At 61.6% G+C, this 20,755-nt stretch carries 15 protein-coding genes; 9 read left to right on the top strand and 6 right to left on the bottom strand.

Annotation, left to right across the window (positions count from 1 at the left end; genetic code table 11):
- Window positions 1–237: 237 nt before the first annotated feature.
- Together ABHF91_RS14715 and ABHF91_RS14710 are read right to left on the bottom strand one after the other, a co-directional pair.
- Complete coding sequence (locus ABHF91_RS14715) at window positions 238–1,806, bottom strand: DUF262 domain-containing protein (protein ID WP_409421008.1); 1,569 nt, start codon at window positions 1,804–1,806, stop codon at window positions 238–240.
- A gap of 861 nt (window positions 1,807–2,667) precedes the next feature.
- Window positions 2,668–4,326, bottom strand: coding sequence for an alpha/beta hydrolase-fold protein (locus ABHF91_RS14710; protein ID WP_409421007.1), 1,659 nt, complete (start codon window positions 4,324–4,326; stop codon window positions 2,668–2,670).
- A 348-nt stretch (window positions 4,327–4,674) separates the two neighbouring features.
- Here ABHF91_RS14710 and ABHF91_RS14705 point away from each other — a divergent pair, with 348 nt between their 5' ends.
- Window positions 4,675–5,697, top strand: coding sequence for a helix-turn-helix domain-containing protein (locus ABHF91_RS14705; RefSeq protein WP_409421006.1), 1,023 nt, complete (start codon window positions 4,675–4,677; stop codon window positions 5,695–5,697).
- 94 nt (window positions 5,698–5,791) lie between these two features.
- Here the strand turns inward: ABHF91_RS14705 and ABHF91_RS14700 are convergent, their stop codons facing one another.
- Window positions 5,792–6,520 (bottom strand): nitroreductase family protein, encoded by a 729-nt coding sequence (locus tag ABHF91_RS14700; RefSeq protein ID WP_409421005.1) that lies wholly within the window; start codon window positions 6,518–6,520, stop codon window positions 5,792–5,794.
- 134 nt (window positions 6,521–6,654) lie between these two features.
- Here ABHF91_RS14700 and ABHF91_RS14695 point away from each other — a divergent pair, with 134 nt between their 5' ends.
- A complete protein-coding gene (locus ABHF91_RS14695) occupies window positions 6,655–7,200 on the top strand; it encodes a TetR/AcrR family transcriptional regulator (protein ID WP_409421004.1) in 546 nt (181 codons plus the stop codon).
- Between the two features lie 78 nt (window positions 7,201–7,278).
- Here ABHF91_RS14695 and ABHF91_RS14690 read toward each other — a convergent pair whose 3' ends face one another.
- Window positions 7,279–9,666 carry a beta-glucosidase gene (locus ABHF91_RS14690; protein WP_409421003.1) on the bottom strand — a complete coding sequence of 796 codons (2,388 nt, stop codon included), beginning with the start codon at window positions 9,664–9,666 and terminating at the stop codon, window positions 7,279–7,281.
- Window positions 9,667–10,085: 419 nt separating this feature from the next.
- Here ABHF91_RS14690 and ABHF91_RS14685 point away from each other — a divergent pair, with 419 nt between their 5' ends.
- A complete protein-coding gene (locus tag ABHF91_RS14685; RefSeq protein ID WP_409421002.1) occupies window positions 10,086–11,345 on the top strand; it encodes an MFS transporter in 1,260 nt (419 codons plus the stop codon).
- Window positions 11,346–11,377: 32 nt separating this feature from the next.
- Here ABHF91_RS14685 and ABHF91_RS14680 read toward each other — a convergent pair whose 3' ends face one another.
- Window positions 11,378–12,238 carry a hypothetical protein gene (locus ABHF91_RS14680; RefSeq protein ID WP_409421001.1) on the bottom strand — a complete coding sequence of 287 codons (861 nt, stop codon included), beginning with the start codon at window positions 12,236–12,238 and terminating at the stop codon, window positions 11,378–11,380.
- A gap of 185 nt (window positions 12,239–12,423) precedes the next feature.
- Here ABHF91_RS14680 and ABHF91_RS14675 point away from each other — a divergent pair, with 185 nt between their 5' ends.
- Together ABHF91_RS14675 and ABHF91_RS14670 are read left to right on the top strand one after the other, a co-directional pair.
- Window positions 12,424–13,371 (top strand): GlxA family transcriptional regulator, encoded by a 948-nt coding sequence (locus tag ABHF91_RS14675; protein ID WP_409421000.1) that lies wholly within the window; start codon window positions 12,424–12,426, stop codon window positions 13,369–13,371.
- A gap of 126 nt (window positions 13,372–13,497) precedes the next feature.
- Complete coding sequence (locus ABHF91_RS14670; RefSeq protein WP_409420999.1) at window positions 13,498–14,274, top strand: MBL fold metallo-hydrolase; 777 nt, start codon at window positions 13,498–13,500, stop codon at window positions 14,272–14,274.
- Here ABHF91_RS14670 and ABHF91_RS14665 read toward each other — a convergent pair.
- A complete protein-coding gene (locus ABHF91_RS14665) occupies window positions 14,271–15,935 on the bottom strand; it encodes a sigma-54 interaction domain-containing protein (RefSeq protein ID WP_409420998.1) in 1,665 nt (554 codons plus the stop codon). The genes ABHF91_RS14670 and ABHF91_RS14665 overlap by 4 nt on opposite strands.
- A 517-nt stretch (window positions 15,936–16,452) precedes the next feature.
- On the opposite strand from ABHF91_RS14665, the gene nifH reads away from it, so the two are divergent.
- The 4 genes from nifH (at window position 16,453) to anfK (ending at window position 20,753) form a co-directional block, all read left to right on the top strand.
- Window positions 16,453–17,280: a nitrogenase iron protein gene (nifH, locus tag ABHF91_RS14660; RefSeq protein WP_409420997.1), complete on the top strand. Its 828-nt coding sequence runs from the start codon at window positions 16,453–16,455 to the stop codon at window positions 17,278–17,280.
- A gap of 81 nt (window positions 17,281–17,361) precedes the next feature.
- Entirely contained in the window at window positions 17,362–18,999 is a 1,638-nt protein-coding gene (anfD, locus tag ABHF91_RS14655) for a nitrogenase iron-iron protein, alpha chain (RefSeq protein WP_409420996.1), read from the top strand.
- 2 nt (window positions 19,000–19,001) lie between these two features.
- Window positions 19,002–19,352, top strand: a complete 351-nt coding sequence (gene anfG / locus ABHF91_RS14650) for a Fe-only nitrogenase subunit delta (RefSeq protein WP_409420995.1) — start codon at window positions 19,002–19,004, stop codon at window positions 19,350–19,352.
- Between the two features lie 12 nt (window positions 19,353–19,364).
- Entirely contained in the window at window positions 19,365–20,753 is a 1,389-nt protein-coding gene (gene anfK, locus ABHF91_RS14645; protein WP_409420994.1) for a Fe-only nitrogenase subunit beta, read from the top strand.
- Window positions 20,754–20,755: the final 2 nt, after the last annotated feature.

The following is a 20,755-nucleotide window of genomic DNA, read 5'->3' as shown; positions in this document are numbered from 1 at the left end:
CCATCCCCTGCACGCCTCCCTCCGCTCGGCCCGGGCGAGGGCGGTAGAGCGGTGGATGTTGTCAGCAATATGGTGATGTCTTTCGTAGGGCGTAATAAGCGCAGCGCATTACGCCGAATTGTTGGGATGGTGTTTGAACCATAGGGTGTCACATCAGGGTGACGGCGCAATACGCCGTTGGCTATTGCGCCCTACGCGGGCTGAGTACGAGCCCACAGGGAATGCACACATTATTAATTAGTTCTTAACTGACTGATTGCAGTATGGGTGTGTAAGGCTGCAATTATCCGATGTACCTGTGCCACCTTCGCGAGCACGAATGATATGATCATAAGATACAGATTTATCCATGTCTAAGTAACCGCTACAAATAGAGCACTTGAGGGATGACTTAAGAGCTGCCGTTATGAATACTTCGCTCTTTGCATCATCTGAGAAAGCTTTACCTGCGTTCCCATCGACTCCAATAACAATCTTGCCATCTAGTCCAGCTAGAGCCACTAGTTCTTGCTCTGTAGGCGTGTTGTTTTCTACAAGGCGTTTGATGAGTTCATCAAGAAATTGAGCGTATCGTTCGACTCGTTTTGAACTTATATTCTTCTGAAGAATTGTTGAAATTAAATCCTTCTTTTCAATGAGTATGGCTTCTAGCTTCTGTCGGACCGATGTAAATTTTGCGAAGAAAGCCTTGTCGTTGTTGGCAAGTTTTCGCCCAATCAACATCATTGTCCCCATAAACATGGGGCCTGAATGACGACCAGAAGGCCCATAAAAAAAGACCGCTGGATGCAAACCAAGACTGCCTCCATCGTTGCCTGTTACTCGCTTAACCAATGCAATGGTCTTATTTAAAACAGATATAGTCTCAGTGCCGTCTGTATCTTCAGGTGTGTCCTCAATCTTTTTTGGTAGACCTTGCTGGTTCTGATTAGCAACAAGCATAAGATCGATCAGAGCCTGAATTGCTGTACGGACACTCTTTGGACCACCGAGAGGCAGATCTAGAGTTTTAATTGGGCGCTGCATCTCTGGGTCAAAGAGAGCTGAATGGAGACTTTTTGAGAGTTCTTCAATTTTCTCTGCATTTGTTTCGGTGAATGATGACCAATACCTATGACCTTTCCCAGACCTAATAACTGCTCGAGATGCAATTGCAAGAGGCTTCTTTCTATTGCGAAGGATTAACTCCTCGATATCATCAAGTGGAGTGCCTTTTGTATTTATTTTAAAAAAAGAACTTTCTGCTTTATCAGCATCACCTTTTACCCATTGTATAGGTAGGCCTCTTGTTATGATCGCATTTAGTTTTTTTCGTTCTACGGGGTCAATGTTTTCATCATCGCTTTTTGCCGACAATTGCTTCCAACTTCCTATTTTGTTGTTAATCAGTCTTCTAACTTTATCTGCATTCTTTTTTTGCTCTTTATTAATCTGATAGCCAAAGAAGCTTTGAGAAATGTGACCATCTCCATAGTCGTCCTCTATCCATGAACGAAGAACACTTAAACGATGGCCACCATCAATGACAAATAAATATGTTGGCGACTGCCAGAGAATAACAGATGGGATTAAGTCTCCATTGATAAAGCATTCAATCAGAGATACAACTTGTTCGGGAGACCAGTGATTTGTTTCTCTTTGGAAATCAGGTTTACGGAGGCTGGGCCCAATAAGCCCACCCTTTGTGAAGTCACGCAATGATATTGTTGAAACATTTTCAAAAGATGATGATTCCTCTCCTGATGTTGCAAAGTCTTCGCGCTTTATCATTGCATCAAGATTGACAAGATTTGATCTAATTCCCATGTTTCCACCGTTAATGTTTTATGTTGCAGTTCCTGTAAGTGTAATTAGATTAATTGCACGTATGTGAATCATTTTTTTTCGCAATATGTGGCTATATGCTTGCGGTAATTGGCTGGATATGACTCCGTTTATGCCGCTATTATCTTTTGCATAAAAGCCATGCTATTTTCGCCCGTATAACCCCATGCCGAATAAACCTGCTATTCCGTTATGCACGGCTGTTCGGCTAATTGGCTCCGTCTCCCCTCTGTCCGGCTGAGGAGGCGGCGGGGAACAGGCGACGAGGCAGGAAGCCGAGTCAGCCATCATCGTGTCTGGAACACGTTGATGGCGGGCCTTGGTTGCCCGCTGGCGACGAGGGGAGCCGCAGGCCCGGACAGTTGGGGAGTGCCGGGTTCGCCAAGGGGGCGGCACGAGCCCCCTTGGCACGCCCCCGTGCCGCGGGAGTGGCTAAAGGCTCGTTGCCGAGGAGGGCGGAACGGCCCAGATAATCCAGAAATAGCCAAAGCGACCACAACCCGCGCCAGCGGCGTCAAGCAACGCGACCCCGCGCTCAGGCTACCGCCCCTGGGTTCCAGCTCCCAACTCGCTGCTTGCCTGCCACGTCCTTGTGAGTCCCCATGCTACTGGGATTTGTGCCAGCTGGCGCCCAAGTAGGTCACATTTGCAGCGTGGTCAAATTAGTGCGGCGACGATAGGCAGCCAGCGCTGCCAGGCAGACTCGATGAGCAGAGAGCAAAAGGGGGCCAATAGGCCCCCTTGGCGGGTGTGCCGGAGCGGGCCGGCAGGGGCGGCAGCCCCAGATATGGCAGCGCGGCAGCTCCAGGTATTACAGCGCGTCAGCCCCCGCTGTGGCAGGCGTCAGCTCCCCAGGCGCGCCAGGGCGGCGAGGGCGGTGGGATCCCGATCCTGGGCGGCGAGCTGATACCAGCGGCGGGCCTGCTGGCGGTCGGTGGGCACGCTGCGGCCTGTCTCGTAGAACTGGCCCAGCTTCACCAGGGCCAGCACCCGGGGATGTATGTTGCGGGCGGCCTCATCGAGGCTGGGGGCGGCGGCGCGATACCAGCGCAGTGCCTCGGCGTCGCTCTGGGGCACTCCCAGGCCGCGTTCATACAGCCAGCCCAAGCGGGCGGCGGCTGTGATGTCGCCGGCGGCGTGGGCCTGCTGGTAGTAGTCCTGGGCCAGCAGGTAGTCCGGTTTCACCCCCAGCCCCTCTTCGTAGAGGATGCCCAGGTAGCGGCCGGCCTTCATGTCCCCCAGCTGCCAGGCCTCGCTGAACAGATCCAGTGCCGGGCTGTAATCCTGGGGCACGCCCTGGCCCTTGAGGTAACGGATGCCCAGATCCAGCATGGCGTTGGGGATGTGGCGCTCGATGGCCAGCTGGTACCAGGCCAGGGCCTGGGTCATGTCTTGGGGCACGCCGCGGCCCTCGGCATAGGCCTGGGCCAGCCGATAGGCGGCCAGGCCGTCACCCTGCTGTGCCGCCTGGCGGTAGTAGAAGAGCGCGGTCTGGGGATCCTGCGCCTGCTGGCCCCGCTGGTAGAGTGCCCCCACCCCTTGGGTCAGGCGCTGCTGGAACAGCCAGTCCCGCGCCGGGGTCAGCAGATAGGCGTGATCGAAGGAGTACATGTGCTCGGCACCCGGACTGTCGGTACCGGCGGGGGCGACCGTGTCCTTGTCGAAGCGGATGAAGTTGATGGCCTTCCCCTGCGCCAGCAGCGCCCGGGTGGCGGCATCCTGCTGGGCCTGGGGCAGGCGGGCGGAGAACTGGGTCTGGCCGTAGTTGACCCCCTTTTCATCCAGCAGCTTGCCCACCTGGGCCATGCCGCCGGCGGCCTTGTCATCCCCGGCGGAGACCACATAGAGGAAGGATTTCTTCGCCAGGGGGGCCAGCACCTTGATGTCCCACTGGCTGCCGACGAACAGGGCGGCGGCAAACAGATCCGGGTGGGTGGCGTTGAGGTAGAAGGCGATCATGCCGCCCATGGACTGGCCCGTGGTGTAGAGGCGCTGACGATCCGCGTTGTAGCGGGCCACCACCTGGTTGAGCAGCCGGTAGGCCATGCCCACTTCCTCAGACACCTGCCAGTCGTCGTTCACCGCGTTGGCCGGACCCTGGAAGCTGGGTACCAGCACGATACAGGGGTGCTTGGCCTGGCTTTCGGGCGTCGCCCAGAGGATGCCGCCGTAACCCTGCTTGAGGGGGGCCATCACCCCCTTGCCCGTGGTGCTGGCATCGGCCATGAAGAGCACCAGGGGGTAGGCGGTGTTGGGGTCGTAATGGGGCGGTAGGTAGAGGTTGTAGGCCATGCTGCGGCCTGTGGTGGGGTCGTAGTAGTCCAGCTGGCGAAACTGCGGGGCTATCTGCTCCCGCAGGCTGAGCAGCCGATGGTCGGCGCTCTTGTCGGCGCCGCCGTAGGCGTGATCCCACCGGCTGGCGGTCGGCTTGGACATGGGCTCGGCGGGGCCGGCGCAGGCGGTGAGGGCCAGCAGCAGGCTGGCAATAAGCGGGGTGCGCATAGGGCGTATCCTGTGGGTTTTCTTATTTTCAGCGTCGGGGCAGTTGTGCCCATAACAGCGGGGCGGCACTGGCCTCTAATTGTTCACAATGTCGGCAGGGCGCAACAGGGGCAGGCGGGTAAAGTCAGGTTTAAAAGTTTGGCGAAACGTGACGACATGGCAGGGGTGACAGACGTCGATCTCGGTAGCCAGACATGTCCCATGCGGATGGCATTGGCGCCGTATGGCGCGGCGCGAGCGGATATTTCGGCAAGTTTTTTTCTGGGGTGAGTAGGACGTCTCAGAGTGTCTGCGTGACAGATCGTAGAATCCGGTGTTGCCGTCGTGTCGGTTGGCGGGGAGATTGGTATGCAACAGATTCCCATTAAATTTGCCCTCGGTGTTCTGCATCAGGCCAGTCAGGCTGGCTTGAGTCAGCAGGATATCCGCCGAGAGATTTATCCTGAATACGGTATGCCGGGGGTGGAGGCTGTCTCCCCTGATGCCTTCTATGGGGTGATCCACCGGGCGGAACAGGTTGGGGTGAATATCCTGGCGGCCTATCACAATGCCGCGAGCTTGTTGCAAGGCATGATGAGCCTGATGCCGTTGCAAACCTTGGCGGAACTCAATGCCGGTAGCCTGTTGTCCGGGTTGAAGGCCAATTTGGCCAAGGATGGGATGACGGCAAACAGTCCCTTGCAATTGCGGCGCGTGACGGAGCAGGAGGTGGAGATCGAGTACCAGGCCCCCATCCCCCAGCTGCAGAACAGCCTGTTCATTCCCATGGGCGGCTTTCTGATCCTCAAGTCCATGGTGGAATATTACCTGCAAGGCACCGGCGAGCAGGCCGACATTCGCCTGGATCTATCCGGTGGCAAGGCGCCGGCTTATGAGCGGGACTTGCTGGATCGGTTGGCCCTGGACTGTCGGCTCAAGCGCACACACAGTGTCATGTATATCCGTACCCCCTTGTTGCAGACGCCGTTTCGCTATTTCAACCCGGATCTTGCCACCCTGGGGTGCCGCGCTTCCGCCGAGGTGCTGGCGGCGGGCAAGCCGTCGACGCTGATCGTCCAGGTGCAAACATTGCTCAAGCAGTTTTATGGGTCGGCCGAGCGATTCGGCGATCGTTGTGAGCTGGATGACGTGGCGCGCCGGCTGGAGATCCCGGCCTGGACCCTCAAGCGGCGCCTGGCCGCCGCCGGCAGCAGCTTCCTCGAATTGCATCAGCAGGTCTTGTTTGAGCGGGCCTGCGAGCTATTGCAAGAGCCCGGGGTCAGTCTGGATGTGATCAGCAATCAACTGGGGTTTGCCTCCCAATCCTCCCTGACCCGCTTCTTCAAGCAGTGCGCCGGTGTGAGCCCGTTGAAGTTTCGCCGGCAGCTGTGACTGTCGAGTCCGCTGCCTGGCTCGCCAGCACGTATTCCCTGTTCGCGGCAAGCGCCTCCTAGTCTGGTGCGGGGCCGGGCCGTGCCGCGCGCCCTTAGTGTGGGATAACCATGTCGCTCAGTGGCCGACGCCAACGCGCCTCTATCCTGGCGTCATCCGCCCGGTAGCCCAGGGCGATGATGAGGGGGATCACGGCGCCTCTTGGCAGCGCCAGCTGCTTGGCGACTCTGGACGCGGAGAAGCCTTCCATCGGGCATGAGTCTATCCCCTTGGCGGCAGCCGCCAGCATCAGTGTCTGCGCGGCGAAGATGGCATTGCGCGCCGCCCAATGCCGGCTGCCAAGGTGGCTTATCGGCAGCAACGACAGGCAGGGGCGTAGCAGGGTCGCCAGCAGCAGCAGGGGCGACCAGAGCGCCGAGGCGCCGATCCCGAGGATCCTCTGAAACATGCCGATCTGCTTACGGTAGTAGGCCTTGCTGTTCTCACCCAGGGCGGACGAGCTCTCCACATAGGCCAGTTGGTCCCGCGCCGTCTGTCGTCCGAGCGCCGGGCTGGCGACGACGACGATCAGCGCCTGGGCGGTGGCCGCCGCTTTTTGGCCGTTGCAGGCTGCCGCTATGCCGGCTTTCATGGGGGCGCTGCGGATCCAGTGCAACTGATAGGGTTGCAGATTCCCGCTCGAGGGGGCCAGTGCCGCTTCGGCAAGCAGAGCCTGGATCTCCTCCTCCGGGATCGGGGTGGCGTTGAAGTGGCGAATCGCCCGACGAAAGCGGTTCGCGGTTTTGAAGGCGTCCCAGGGACTGGATTGGTTTTGTGTTTTCATGCGCCAAATCGTAAGTTAAAGCTTAATTTCCTGAAACTCGCATTTGGACCCGGCGCGTGAACCGAAATCGACCCCCCATCAACCCCAGAAAACGCCCGCTACAGGCCCGCTCACGGGCCACCGTCGAGGCGATCATGCAAGCCGCTACTTACATTTTGACGGAGGCCGGCTGGGCGGGGCTGACCACCAATGCCATCGCGGCGCGGGCCGGGGTGAATATCGGCTCCCTCTATCAGTTCTTTCCCAACAAAGAGGCGGTGATTGCCGAGTTGCAGCGGCGGCATGCGGTGGCGATCCATGAGGAACTGCGGCAAACCCTGGCCGGCCTGCCGGAACACCCCTCGCTCACCGAGGTGCTGACGGTGCTGGTCGAGATGCTGATCATCGAGCACAGAGCGGCGCCGGCGCTGCATAAGGCCATCACCGAAGAGTTGCCCAGCACCCTGCGCTGGCTGCCGGAAGAAAAGCAGGCACTGCAACGGCAGGTGCTGGCGTCCCTGCAGCCCTTCATGGGTAACGTGCCGGATCCTGAGCTGGCGATCTTTCTGATGAGCGTTGCGGCCGAAGGGGCGATACACAAGGTGACCGCACAGCGGCCCGAGCTGCTGCATAGCCCGCAACTGGTGGCCGAACTGGTGACGCTGTTTGAGCCTTATCTTTGCCGTCCCGCGGGTAGGTGACGGTCCGCTCGGGGGCAAACGGGCACAAAAAAGGGAGGCCGAGGCCTCCCAAACGTTAACGCTATCCTACGAGAACACTTATTGACTGACCGTCACGAAATCGCTGGCCGCGACGCCGTCCGGCAGGGCGATGGCGCCGGCGGTGGTTTCACCTATGACGATCTCATCGCTGATGGTGAAGGTGATGGCGGTGTTGCCGCTGACATCGGATGACGGGCTGATGTAGACCTTGTAGGTACCGGGTTCGATGATCCACTCGTTGTCGCTTTCATCGAAGCTGGCCAGATCCCGGGCGGGGATGCTGAAGTCCAGGGTCTCACTTTCCCCTGAGGCCAGGGAGCCGGTCTTGCCGAAGGACTTGAGTTCGATGCTCGGCTTGGCCAGCTTCACGGTCGGGGCTGAGACATAGACCTGGGCCACTTCGCGTCCAGCCACGCTACCGCTGTTTTCGATGGTCACCTGCAGATCCAGCTTGCCCTTGACGCCCTTGCTCAGGGTGTTGCTGGTGATGGCGGCGTTGTAGTAGTTGAAGCTGGTGTAGGAGAGGCCGTAACCGAACGGATAGCTGACCGCCTTGTTGAAGGTGTTGTAGTAGCGATAACCGACGTAGATATCTTCGTTGTAGTAGATCTCGTCATTGTCACCATCGCCATCGGTATCCACACCGGGGAAGGTGCTGGCGGAGGGGACATCGCTGTAGCTGGCCGGGAAGGTTTGCGCCAGCTTGCCGCTGGGGTTGACGGCGCCGGAGAGGATATCCGCCACGGCGTTACCGGTTTCCTGGCCGCCCATGTAGGCCAGCAGGATGGCATCCACCTGATCGCTCCAGGCGGAGGTGTCCACCACGCCGGCCACATTCAGCACCACGGCGACCTTCTTGCCTTGGGCATGGAAGGCGGTGGCGACTGTGGTGATCAGATCCTGTTCATCCTCGCTCAGCAGGTAATCCCCTGCGGTGGCGGTGCGGTCGGCCCCTTCGCCGTTGATGCGGTTCAGGGTGATGATGGCCATGTCATCGTTTTCTGCCGCCGTGGTGACCAGACCCGCCAGTGTGCTGTTGCTGCTGGGGGCGGCCTCGGTATAGCTGTAATAGGCGAACTGGTACCAGCTGTCCGTGTGGGCCACCTTCACCGAGTCATAGTACTCCTCGTAGAAGCTGCTCAAGTCGCTGTCCAGGGTGTAGTCACTGGCCAGCCCTTCTGCGACCGTGACGGTATAGGCGGAGTAGACGCTGCCACTGCCCAGACCGCCCTTGTAGGTGGCCAGCTGGCCGACCCCGAAGGAAGCGACATTGGCGCCACTGGCCAGAGGCAGGGTGCTGTCGCTGTTTTTCAGCAACACCATGCCGTCTGCAGCGGCCTGGCGTTCCAGTACCGCGTGGGCATCATTGTCGATCGTGTAGCTGGCTTCGTAGTCGTTATAGGCGGAGGTTTTCTGCAGTTGGGTCAGGATGTGCAGCACGCCGGTATTGATGGCGTCATCGCTGAGATCCCCTGCCTGATAGGAGGCCAGCAGCTCGTCATAGGAGTCGCCAGGCTGGATTGAATCGTTCCCCGCCTCGATCATCTTGGCGGCGGCGACGCCTTCGTCATCCACGTCCACGCCGGCGCCCCAGTCGGACATTACCATGCCGTCGTAGCCCCATTCGTTACGCAGAATGTCGGTGAGGACATCCTTGCGCTGGTTCACATAGGTGCCGTTGACCTTGTTATAGGGTGACATGATGGCCCAGGGCTGGGCATCCTCCACGGCGATCTGGAAGCCGCGCAGGTAGATTTCACGCAGGGCGCGCGGAGTGGCGACTGTGTCCAGATACAGGCGGTTGGTCTCGGTCTCGTTGCCGAAGAAGTGTTTGATGGTGGCGCCCACTTCCTGCGACTCCAGGCCGTCGACCATAGATGCCGCCATATAGCCTGACAGCAGGGGATCTTCGGAGAAGTATTCGAAGTTGCGCCCCGCCAGCGGGTTGCGCTGTATGTTCATGCCGGGGGCCAGGATGAAGTCGACGCCGAACTCCTTGACCTCGTTGCCGAAGGCCTCGCCGACCTCCTCCATCAGATCCTTGTCCCAGGTGGAGGCCAGCAGGCTGCCGATGGGCCAGGCGGTGGCGTTATAGCTATCTGAGACTATCTTGATGCCGGCGGGACCGTCGTCCAGGTGGGCGGCCGGAATATCCAGGGTGTCGTTGAGCACACCGTTGATATAGCCCACGGCGACGGCGCCGGTATTGACTCTTTCGTTGATGGGACTGAAGGTACTTTGGGTCGGCAGACCCGGACCGGACAGCATGTGGAGTTTTTCTTCCGTGGTCATGCTGGCCATGATGGTTTCAGCCTGTTGGGCATAATAGGCATCACCGGTCAGGGTAGTGCTATCGTCATCGTTATGACAGGCGGTGGCAATTACGCTGAGTGCCACGGCGATAGTCAGGGGTAATATTTTTACCTTGGTGTTTAAACGGGGCATCTTAACTCTCCGAGTTAGGCAATATTAATATTTCATTCCATTGTTCAATCAGACAGAACGGGTAACTTTGGGTATCTCTCCGGCTGAAGAAACACGACGAGATGCTGTCATGTCTGAAAAGGCTTTTTTTGCCATCAGAGCACAGACTTTTGTCTTTAAAAGACAGTCATCGGGAATCATGATGGTTCTCACAGCGTTACTTTTGTAACAAACAGATACCTTTTGAAAGTTGATGTCGGCGAAGGTAGTCAAATAGGCCATACCTTGCGGTGGTCGTTCTTATTTGAGTCTTTATGCGAGCCATTTGGGGTATTAACGGTGTTTGATGCCTTCTGATATTGTTATTTCGGCTGTTCTTCTGGTTATTTTCGCGCGTGCTTGTTGCCTGGCTATCGGGTCAACAACGGAGTCCTATTGGCATGAAAAAAACAAATGTCGGCGCCTTGCTGTTACACCTGCTGGTTGGCCAGGGGCTGACCCTCAGCGTGCCCGTGCTGATCGTGTTTGGTTTGGGGCAGGTGCATCTGATGCAGCAGTTGGGTGAGGCTCAGGCCGTGACCGCCTATGGCTATGGGGCTGGCATGGTGGGGGTGGGGATGATAGTCCTCCATCCGCTGCTGGGGAAACTGGCCGACTGGTCGCCGTGGACCGGGGCAACCCGGCGGTTCTGGCTGCTGGCCGGCAGCCTGGTGGGCGCCCTGGGGCTGGTGGGGTTCGCCCTGGCAAGCCAGCGGCCTTGGCTGTACGGCTGTTGGCTGTTGCTCAATGCCGGTTATGGCCTGGTGGGTACCAGCTTCGCCGCCTGGCTGCCGGAGCGCTTGTCCGCCACTGAGCTGCAGCGGGTCTCTGGCTGGCTGGGGGCCACCACACCTGTCGTCATCATGCTGGCCTGCCTGCTGATCCTGGGCGGGCTGGCCAATTGCCCGATGCGCTGGCGCTTGCTGAGTCTGGCGGCGCTGCAACTGGCCGGGCTGGGGTTTGCCCTGCGGGGGCTGGATTTTGCTCCGGCTGCGGTCGTTGCTGGCCAGGTTCTTCCAGACGGTCCCGCCACGCCGCGTCCCACCGTCGGTTATCGGCAGTATGCCTGGGTCCTGGTGGGGCGGTTTTTCTACAGTCTGAGCCTGTCCGGCATCTCGTTTACCAGCCTGTATTACGTGGCGCGCTTCGGCCTGTCACACGAGACGGTGCTGCGGCTCAATGGCTGGTTGTCCCTGGGGGTCTTGCTGCTGATGGGGGCCGGCTGGCTTGGTAATACCTTGTCGGTCCGCTGGCAGCGGCAAAAGCCCCTGCTGATCGTCGGTGGCCTGTTGATGGGGGTCTGTCAGCTGGGGCTGGCCTGGTCACCCCATCTGGCGTGGACCATCGGCTTTTGCGTGCTGCAGCAGCTGGCGATCGGGCTGTGCAGCGCCCTGGGGCTGGCCCTGCTCAATCGCAGTCTGCCTGCCCTGACGCACCTGGGGCGGGATATTGCCATCGTCAACGGGGCCTATCAGGCGGGCTCTGTGTTGATCCATTTCGCCGCGCCGAGCCTGATCCTGCTTGGCATCCACTGGGTTGGCGGCGATGGCTATCGGCTCTATTTTTCGCTGCTCGCCGGTTTCGCCCTGGTGCATGTGCTGTGCCTCTTGCCCTTGCAGGAGTTGCCACGGCAACCGAGGGCGACCGCTACGGGCCGCTAACTTGGTGCCGCCTCTCAAGCCCGGAGCAAGTCTTATTGTGCGGCCAACCGGGTCAGCTGTTCGGCCAGGCTAGTGGTGTGCAGATGGTGGGCGTCGAGGCGCAGCGGCGTCTCGCCGGCGTGATCGGCGATGGCCTCCAGGCCGGTGAGCCAGCGATCCTGCCCACGGAGCTGGATCCGCAGGTAACGGGTGGCCGGCAGTATGGTGAAGGTCTCGGTCGACTCGATGCGCTGCTCCCCCAGCAGGCTGGGGGCCAGCAGTTGATCGCAGGCGGTTTGCCTCGCCGCCTGCCACTGCTGGCGGTACGCCTGCTCCAGGGCCACCTGACGTTGTCGCAGCGGGCGCAGAAGATCCCGCGGCGGCCCGTTGTGCAGCTCCCGCTGCAGTAGGGCTATGGTGTGGTGGGTGCGGGCCCGCCGCGCCTGCAGGGCCTTGGCCCGCTCGGGCTGACCGGCGGCCTGGGCCTCGGTCTGCAGCTGGACCAGCTGGCTGGCCTCGCGCTGCTTATTCCGTAGGGTGAGCTTGAGCTGCTGGCGCCAGCGCTGGGTGGCCTGTTGCCGTTCCTGGCGCAACTGCGCCTGCTGCCGGCAGTAGTCCTGGGTCTGTTGGGCCAGATCCTGGGGGTAGTCCAGACCGGCCGGGGAGTGGAAGGGGGCGGGGAGCACCTGGCTGCGACAGCTGTCGGCGTCCCGGGTCACGGCGGCGATGGCCTGCCATTCGGTGACCAGGCGGCGGCTGACGTCCGGCAGCCGCTGGTCGTATTGCCAGATCCACACCTGGCTGGGCGACACCGCCGGCAACGCGATCTGGCCCTGTTGGGGCGCGGGGGCGGCGCCGGCGTTCAGCAGCCAGAAGGCGGCGACCAGCAGGGCAGGCAGACGACAAGGGGGCATGATGATTCCTCGGGCAGGGCGGTGAATGCGGCCAAACCAGGCAGTCCGCCACGACGTCATCATGCTAGCGTCTGGCCTGCCCAGCGCCAAGGGAAAACCCCTGTGGCTGGGCGGCGGCTCGCGCCTCGGGCTATGATGGCCCGGCTGGTTGGGCAGGAATTGGGCAGGAATAAGGAGCCTGGTGCATGGTGTGTCCTCGGGTAGCGCTGCTGGTCTGTGACCGGTTCAGCCCCTTTCATCTGTCGGTGCCTGGTCTGGTGTTTGGCAACAGCCTGCCCGGCGAGGTGCTGTTCGACCTGCGGCTGTGTGCCGCCGAGCCCGGCCCCCTGACCTCGTCCCTGGGCTTGCAACTGGTGGCCGGGGAGGATCTGAGCGGGCTGGCAACGGCGGATCTGGTGGTGGTGCCCTACTGGCGGGCGCCGGAGGAACGACCGCCTGAGCCCCTGCTGCAGGCGCTCCAGCAGGCCCATGGCCGGGGCGCCCGCCTGGTGGGGCTCTGCCTGGGCACCTATGTGCTGGCCTATGCCGGCCTGCTGGACGGGCGCCCGGCGGCCACCCACTGGGAGTTTGCCGCCGACTTTGCCGCTCGCTTTCCGGCGGTGGGGCTGGACGCCCAGGCCCTGTATCGGGATGACGGGGATCTGGTGACCTCCGCCGGTACCGCCGCCAGCCTGGACTGCTGCCTGCACCTGGTGCGCCAGTACCATGGCCCGGCATTGGCCAACCGGCTGGCCCGCCGCCTGGTGGTGGCGCCCCACCGGGAAGGGGGCCAGGCCCAGTTTATCGAGCGGCCCCTGCCCCAGGGCGGGGCCGATGCTCGCATCAACGGCCTGCTGGCCCGGCTGGAGCAGCAGCTGGCGGCCCCCGGCTCCCTGGATGAGTTGGCGGCCTCGGTGGCCATGAGCCGGCGCACCTTCACCCGCAAGTTCTTGCAGGCCACCGGCCTGTCGGTGGGGGAGTGGCTGACCCAGCGGCGCTTGCAGCAGGCCCAGGGTCTGCTGCTGGCCGGTCACTCGGTGGCCCGCATCGCCGAGCAGTTGGGCTTTGCCTCGGAGGCGGCCCTGCGGACCCAGTTCAAGCGCCAGTACCGCCTCACCCCCAGCCAGTGGCGACGCAACTTCCAGGGCCAGTGAGCCCAGGCTAGTGAGTGCCGCGCAGATTGGCCCGATTTGGCGGTGGTTTGTCCCGCGGGCCACTGCCGCCACCTAAGCCGCTGCCGGATACTGAGGCCTCATTCACATCGCCATGAGGCCATCGCCATGCAACTGACCCTGATCCGTAACGCCACCCTGCTGCTGGAATATGGCGGCCAACGGCTGCTCATCGACCCCATGCTGGCCCCCCAGGGGCGCTATCCCGGCTTTGCCGGCACCCCCAACGCGCACCTGGCCAATCCCCTGGTGGATCTGCCGGTACCGCTGGAGCGCTTGCTGACGGTGGATGCCGTGCTGGTGACCCACAATCACCCGGATCACTGGGACGAGGAGGCCAAGGCCCGGCTGCCCAAGCAGACGCCTGTGCTGGCCCAGCACGAGCAGGATCGTCAGGCGATCCTGGCGGCGGGCTTTAACCAGGTGGCGCTCTTGGATGGCGCCCGGCTGGGGGCGGTGCAGATCCGCACCACAGGCGGCCAGCACGGTAGCGATCTCGCCCTGGCCCAGCAGGGGGAGCGGCTGGGTCGGGTGTGCGGCCTGCTGCTCACCCACCCGGACGAACCCAGCCTCTATCTGGCCGGTGACACCATCTGGCACCCGGCGGTGGCCCAGGCCCTAGATCTGGCCCCCGAGGTGGTGGTGCTCAACTGCGGCGAGGCCACCTTCACCGGGCTGGGGCCCATCATCATGGGGGCGGAGGACGTGGTGCGGGTTTGCCGGGCGGCCCCCGATGCCCAGGTGGTGGCGGTGCACCTGGAGGCGCTCAATCACTGCGTGTTGAGCCGGGTCGAGCTGGCGCAACGGCTGGCGGACCAGGATCTGGCCCATAGGGTGAAGATCCCCGCCGATGGCGAGGGCTATCGCTTCGTGCGGCGTGGTTAGTCGCCGATCGGCGCAGGGGTGGCGGGCCGCGGCTTGTCGCGGAACATCTTGTAGTGCAGACCGTACTTGGCCATCCGCAGCCCCAGCAGGCGCCGGGTCAGGCCCAGCTGCTCGGCGGCGACGCTGACGTTGCCGCCGCACTGGGTCAGGGTCTCTACTATCATCTGGTACTCCAGCTGGGCCACCTTGGCCGGCATGCCCTCCGTCGGCGGGTCGAGGGACTCGTCGCCCTCGCTGGCCGGCTGCCGGTGCAGCTGGGCCGGCAGCTGGTGGGCATGGATGACCCCATCGTCCGAGAGCAGCACGGCCCGCTCCATCATGTTCTCCAGCTCCCGCACGTTGCCCGGCCAGTCGTACTGTTGCAGCAGGTTCAGCGCCCGGGTGCTGAGGCCGGGCTGCCCTATGCCCTGCTCATGGGCAAAGCGGGTGATGAAGTGCTCGGCCAGCAGCACTATGTCGCCACGCCGCTCCCTAAGCGGCGGTATTGTGATGGGGAAGACGTTCAGCCGGTAGAAGAGATCTTCGCGAAAGGTGCCCTTGGCCACCATCTCCGGCAGGAGGCGGTTGGTGGCGGCCAGGATCCGCACGTCTATGTGCAGGGTCTGGTTGCTGCCCAGTCGCTCGAAGCTGCGCTCCTGCAGCACCCGCAACAGCTTGGCCTGCATGGTCAGGGACAGCTCCCCCACCTCGTCCAGGAAGATGGTGCCGCCATGGGCCTCCTCGAAGCGGCCGGCCCGGCGGGCGGTGGCGCCGGTGAAGGCGCCCTTCTCGTGGCCGAACAGCTCGCTCTCGATCACGCTCTCCGGCAGGGAGGCGCAGTTGAATTTGACGAAGGGGCCGCCCCGCTGCGGGCTGTGGTGGTGGATGGCGCTGGCCACCCGCTCCTTGCCGACGCCGCTCTCCCCCAGGATGAGCACTGTGGTGCGGGTGCGGCTGACCTTGTCGATGAGCCGGTAGACCTCCTCCATGCCCCGGGCATGACCTATGATGTTGCCGGGTTTGAACTTCTCCTTGAGGGCCTCCCGCAGCCGCCGGTTCTCGTCCAGCAGCGCCGCCTTCTGCACGCTCTCCAGCAGGTGCAGCTCCACCGCCTGGGCCAGCAGGGTGGCCAGGATCGACAGCAGCTCGACGTCCAGCGCCAGCAGGCCGGGATTGGGGTAATGCCGCTCTATGCTGATGGTGCCCATCACCTTCTGGCCCCGGGCGATGGGCACGCAGAGGAAGGCGTTGTGGCGGGGTTCGCCGCCCCGTTGGCTGCCGGTGCGATTCAGAAAGTGCGGCGCGTTGGCGATGGAGGGCACCACCACCGGCTTGCCGGTCTCCACCACTTGGCCCGTGATGCCTTCCCCCAGGTGATAGACGCCGCGGGCTATCTCCTCGTCGCTGAACCCTGTGCCCTCGTAGATGAAGATGCGCCCCGTCCTGGGATCGTAGAGGGTCACCATACCGCGGCGGATCTGCATGTGCTGGGACAACTGGGTGAGGGTCTGCCGCAACAGGCTGTGCAGATCGCTGCCGCGACCGACCGCCTGGCTGATGGCGGAGAGCAGCGGCAGCAGTTCGCTGCGGCACTCGCCGAACAGACAGGGATCGGCCGGCTTGTCGAGATCCCGCTGCGGGCCGGGCTGCCCGGCTGCGGTGGGGTGAACGCTCTGCGCCATGGTAATACCTCCTCTGACAGACCCCAGGTCCGCGACCTGGGTGTCGCGCGTTATATGGTTACATGCATAACGCTGGCCGTGATCCGTCCGCGGCCGGCCCTGCCCAATGGGATCTAGATAGCAAAATTGGCGCCAGCTCTGGCGTCCTTGCCGGTTTTTTATGCAAGGGGCGCGGGGCCGTGGGCTGGCGGGCCGGGCCCGCCGACGGCGGGCTGGCCCCGGGGCGTTGGAGTGTTCCACCCGGTACTATCCCGCTGGGACTTTGGGCGGCGCGGTACAGTTTACCCGGCGAGGGGCGGGGTGGCCGCGGGGGCCGGGCCGTGAGGACGGCACGCCATGGCCGGCAGAAAAACCTGTTGGATCAAGCCTCTGGCGTCAGCTGGTCGCAGGTCGGGCGGCGGTTTTTTGGCCGGCCGGCCGTTCTGGCACAGCCATTGCGATGTCGTGGTCAGGCTACCCAGCCTAGGACAAGCACATTATTTCTGGTTTTTACCTCGCAAAGGCAAAGGAGTGACTCATGACCCGTAAGCTGGCTATTTATGGCAAGGGGGGGATCGGTAAATCCACCACCACCCAGAACACGGCTGCCGCATTGGCTTATTTCCACAACCAAAAGGTGTTTATTCACGGCTGCGATCCCAAGGCCGACTCCACCCGGTTGATCCTCGGCGGCAAGCCGCAGGAAACCCTGATGGACGTGCTGCGGGATAAGGGCGCGGAGAAGATCACCAATGACATGGTGGTGAAAACCGGCTTCAAGGATATTCGCTGCGTCGAATCCGGTGGCCCGGAACCCGGGGTGGGCTGTGCCGGCCGTGGCGTTATTACCGCCATCGATCTGATGGAAACCAATGGCGCCTATACCTCAGAGCTGGATTTTATTTTCTTCGACGTCCTGGGGGACGTGGTGTGTGGTGGCTTTGCCATGCCGATCCGCGATGGCAAGGCCCAGGAGGTGTATATCGTCGCCTCGGGGGAAATGATGGCCATCTATGCCGCCAATAATATCTGCAAGGGGCTGGTGAAATATGCCAAGCAGAGCGGCGTGCGGCTGGGCGGCATCATCTGCAACAGCCGTAAGGTGGATGGGGAAAAAGAATTCCTCGAGGAGTTCACCGCCGCCATCGGCACCAAGATGATCCACTTCGTGCCGCGGGACAATATCGTGCAGAAGGCGGAGTTCAACAAGAAGACGGTGACCGAGTTCGATCCAGAGGCCAACCAGGCCAAGGAGTACAGTGAACTCGGCAGAAAAATCCTTGAAAACAAGGACTTTGTCATCCCAACGCCCATGACGATGGATCAGCTCGAATCCATGGTCGTCAAGTATGGCCTGATGGACTGACGCCCCGGCATCCGCCGATTATTCAAGACAGCAACACCATGATTATTTGCCGGCCAAGGGGTCAGGGATGCCTATGCCCTGATGGGCCGCGGCCGGTTAATCCGAGAGGGCCATGTTATGCCTTACCATGAATTTGATTGCAGTAAATGCATACCGGAGCGCAAGCAGCACGCCGTGCTCAAGGGCCCGGGGGAAACACTGACGGATGCCCTGCCGCAGGGCTATTTAAATACCATTCCAGGCACTATTTCGGAACGGGGTTGTGCCTATTGCGGTGCCAAGCACGTTATCGGAACCCCCATGAAGGATGTGATCCACATCAGTCACGGTCCCGTGGGCTGCACCTATGACACCTGGCAGACAAAACGCTATATCAGCGACAACCAAAATTTTCAGCTCAAATATACCTTCGCCACCGACATGAAGGAGAAACACATAGTGTTCGGGGCGGAGAAGCTGCTGAAGAATAATATTGTTGAGGCCTTCAAGGCCCACCCTGATATCAAGCGCATGACCATTTACCAAACTTGTGCCTCGGCGCTGATCGGTGACGATATCGAGGCCATCGCCCAGGAGGTGATGGAGGAAATGCCGGAGGTGGACATCTTTGTCTGTAATTCCCCCGGCTTTCGCGGCCCCAGCCAATCCGGTGGCCACCACACCATCAATATCGCCTGGGTGAAAAACAAAGTCGGCACGGTCGAACCGGAAATTAAGAGCGACTACGTCATCAACTATGTGGGGGAATACAACATCCAGGGTGACCAGGAGGTCATGCAGGATTACTTCAACCGCATGGGGATCCAGATCTTGTCGACCTTCACCGGCAACGGTTCCTATGACGATCTGCGGGCCATGCACCGGGCCCAGCTGAACGTGCTGGAGTGTGCCCGCTCCGCCGAGTACATCTGCAACGAGCTGCGGGTGCGTTACGGCATCCCCCGGCTGGACATCGACGGCTTCGGCTTCGAGCCGCTCTCCGCCTCGCTGCGCAAGATCGGCCTGTTCTTCGGCATCGAGGATCGCGCCCAGGCCATCATCGACGAGGAGACGGCCCGCTGGAAGCCGGAGCTGGAGTGGTACAAGGCCCGTCTGCAGGGCAAGAAGGTCTGCCTGTGGCCCGGCGGCTCCAAGCTGTGGCACTGGGCCCACGTGATCCACGATGAGATGGGGGTCCAGGTGGTCTCCCTGTACACCAAGTTCGGCCACCAGGGCGACATGGAGAAGGGCATAGCCCGCTGCGAGGAGGGGGCCCTGGCCATCGATGATCCCAACGAGCTGGAAGGGCTGGAGGCCATGTATAAGCTCAAGCCGGACATCATCTTCACCGGCAAGCGGCCGGGGGAAGTGGCCAAAAAGATCCGGGTGCCCTATCTCAACGCCCACGCCTATCACAACGGGCCCTGGAAGGGCTACGAGGGGTGGGTGCGCTTCGCCCGGGATATCTACAACGCCATCTACTCGCCGATCCATCAGCTGGCCCTGGTGGACATCAGCCGGGACGAGATCCCCACTGAGCTGGGCTTCTGCACCGCCCGCATGCTCTCCGACGCCTCGCTTAGCGACGAGGTGCGCAACGACCCCAACCTGCGGCAGTACACGGGGCGTTACGACTGTCTGGCGGCGTTGAAGGACAAGGTCTATCCGACCTTCGAACGTAAACAGGCCAAGGATCCGGCGCCGGCCCCCGAGCCTGCTCTGGCCGAGCTGGGAGACTGAAGATGGATAACAGCATGCAGCAACAGATAGAGCAGATGATCGATTACATCATGAAGAAGTGCCTGTGGCAGTTTCACTCCCGCGTCTGGGACCGGGAGCGGCAGAACGCCCAGATCCTGGGCACCACCACCGCCTTGCTGTGCGATGAGCCGGTGGAGCTGGTGACGCCGGAGCAGCGCTGCTACTGGGCCGACGCCGTCTGCCTGGCGGAGGCGTTTCGCGCCCGCTTCGCCTGGCTTGGCCAGATGAGCCACGACGAGATCCGCGGCCTGATGCAGGGACTGCATCAACGGCTGGATTTTTTGACCATCACAGGCTCGCTCAATGCCGAGCTGACCGATCAGCACTACTAGGGAGCCCGAATCATGAGTTGTGAATTGATGGAAAAGAACCGTGCTGGGGTGATCAACCCGATCTTCACCTGCCAGCCGGCGGGGGCCCAGTTTGCCAGCATCGGCATCCAGGACTGCATCGGCATAGTCCACGGCGGCCAGGGCTGCGTCATGTTCGTCCGCCTGCTGATCTCCCAGCACCTCAAGGAGAGCTTCGAGATCGCCTCCTCCTCGGTACATGAAGACGGCGCCGTGTTCGGCGCCCTGGACCGGGTGGAGACGGCGGTGGACGTGCTCTTGATGCGCTATCCCCACGTCAAGGTGGTGCCGATCATCACCACCTGCTCCACCGAGGTCATCGGCGACGACATCGACGGCCTGATCACCAAGCTCAACAACGGCCTGCTGAAGGAGAAGTATGCCGGCCGGGAGGTGCATCTGATCCCGGTGCATACCCCCAGCTTCGTCGGCAGCATGATCCACGGCTACGACAACGCGGTGCGGGACTTCGTCAAATACTTCGCCACCCAGGGGGAGCCCAACGGCAAGCTGAACCTGCTGACCGGCTGGGTCAATCCCGGTGACGTCACCGCCCTCAAGCACCTGGTGGCCGAGATGGGCATAGACGCCACCGTGCTGTTCGAGATCGAGAGCTTCGACTCGCCCCTGATGCCGGCAGGCAACCACACCTCCCACGGCAGCACCACCATCGCCGATCTGCAGGGCACCGCCAATGCCATCGGCACCCTGGCGCTGAACCGCTATGAGGGGGCCAAGGCGGCCAAGTACCTGCAGGATCAGTTCCAGCTGCCGACCATCATAGGGCCCACCCCCATCGGCATCCGCAACACCGACATCTTCCTGAAAAACCTACAGACCCTGACCGGCAAGCCGATCCCGCCGTCCCTGGTGCGGGAGCGGGGCATCGCCCTGGATGCCCTGACCGATCTGGTGCACATGTTCCTCGCCGACAAGCGGGTGGCCATCTATGGCAATCCGGATCTGGTGCTGGGGCTGGCGGAGTTCTGCATCGATCTGGAGATGAAGCCCAAGCTGCTGCTGCTGGGGGATGACAACCCCTTCTACGAGGAGGATCCCAGGGTCAAGGCGCTGCGGGAGCATGTGGACTGGGACATGGAGATAGTCACCAACGCCGATCTGTGGGAGCTGGAGAACCGGGTGGCCAACGAGGGGCTGGAGCTGGATCTGATCCTCGGCCACTCCAAGGGCCGCTTCAGCGCCATCGATCTGAACATCCCCATGGTGCGGGTGGGCTTCCCCACCTACGACCGTGCCGGCCTCTACCGCCATCCGGTGGTGGGCTATGCCGGGGCCATCTGGCTGGCGGAGCAGATGGCCAACACCCTGTTCACCGACATGGAATACAAGAAGAACAAGGAGTGGATCCTCAACGTCTGGTAATT

Origin of the sequence: Pseudaeromonas aegiceratis, assembly GCF_046254905.1 — a bacterium.
Lineage (GTDB): Bacteria > Pseudomonadota > Gammaproteobacteria > Enterobacterales > Aeromonadaceae > Pseudaeromonas > Pseudaeromonas aegiceratis.
Note: the sequence above shows the minus strand (reverse complement) of the source record. Positions and strands in the feature narration are given on the sequence as shown.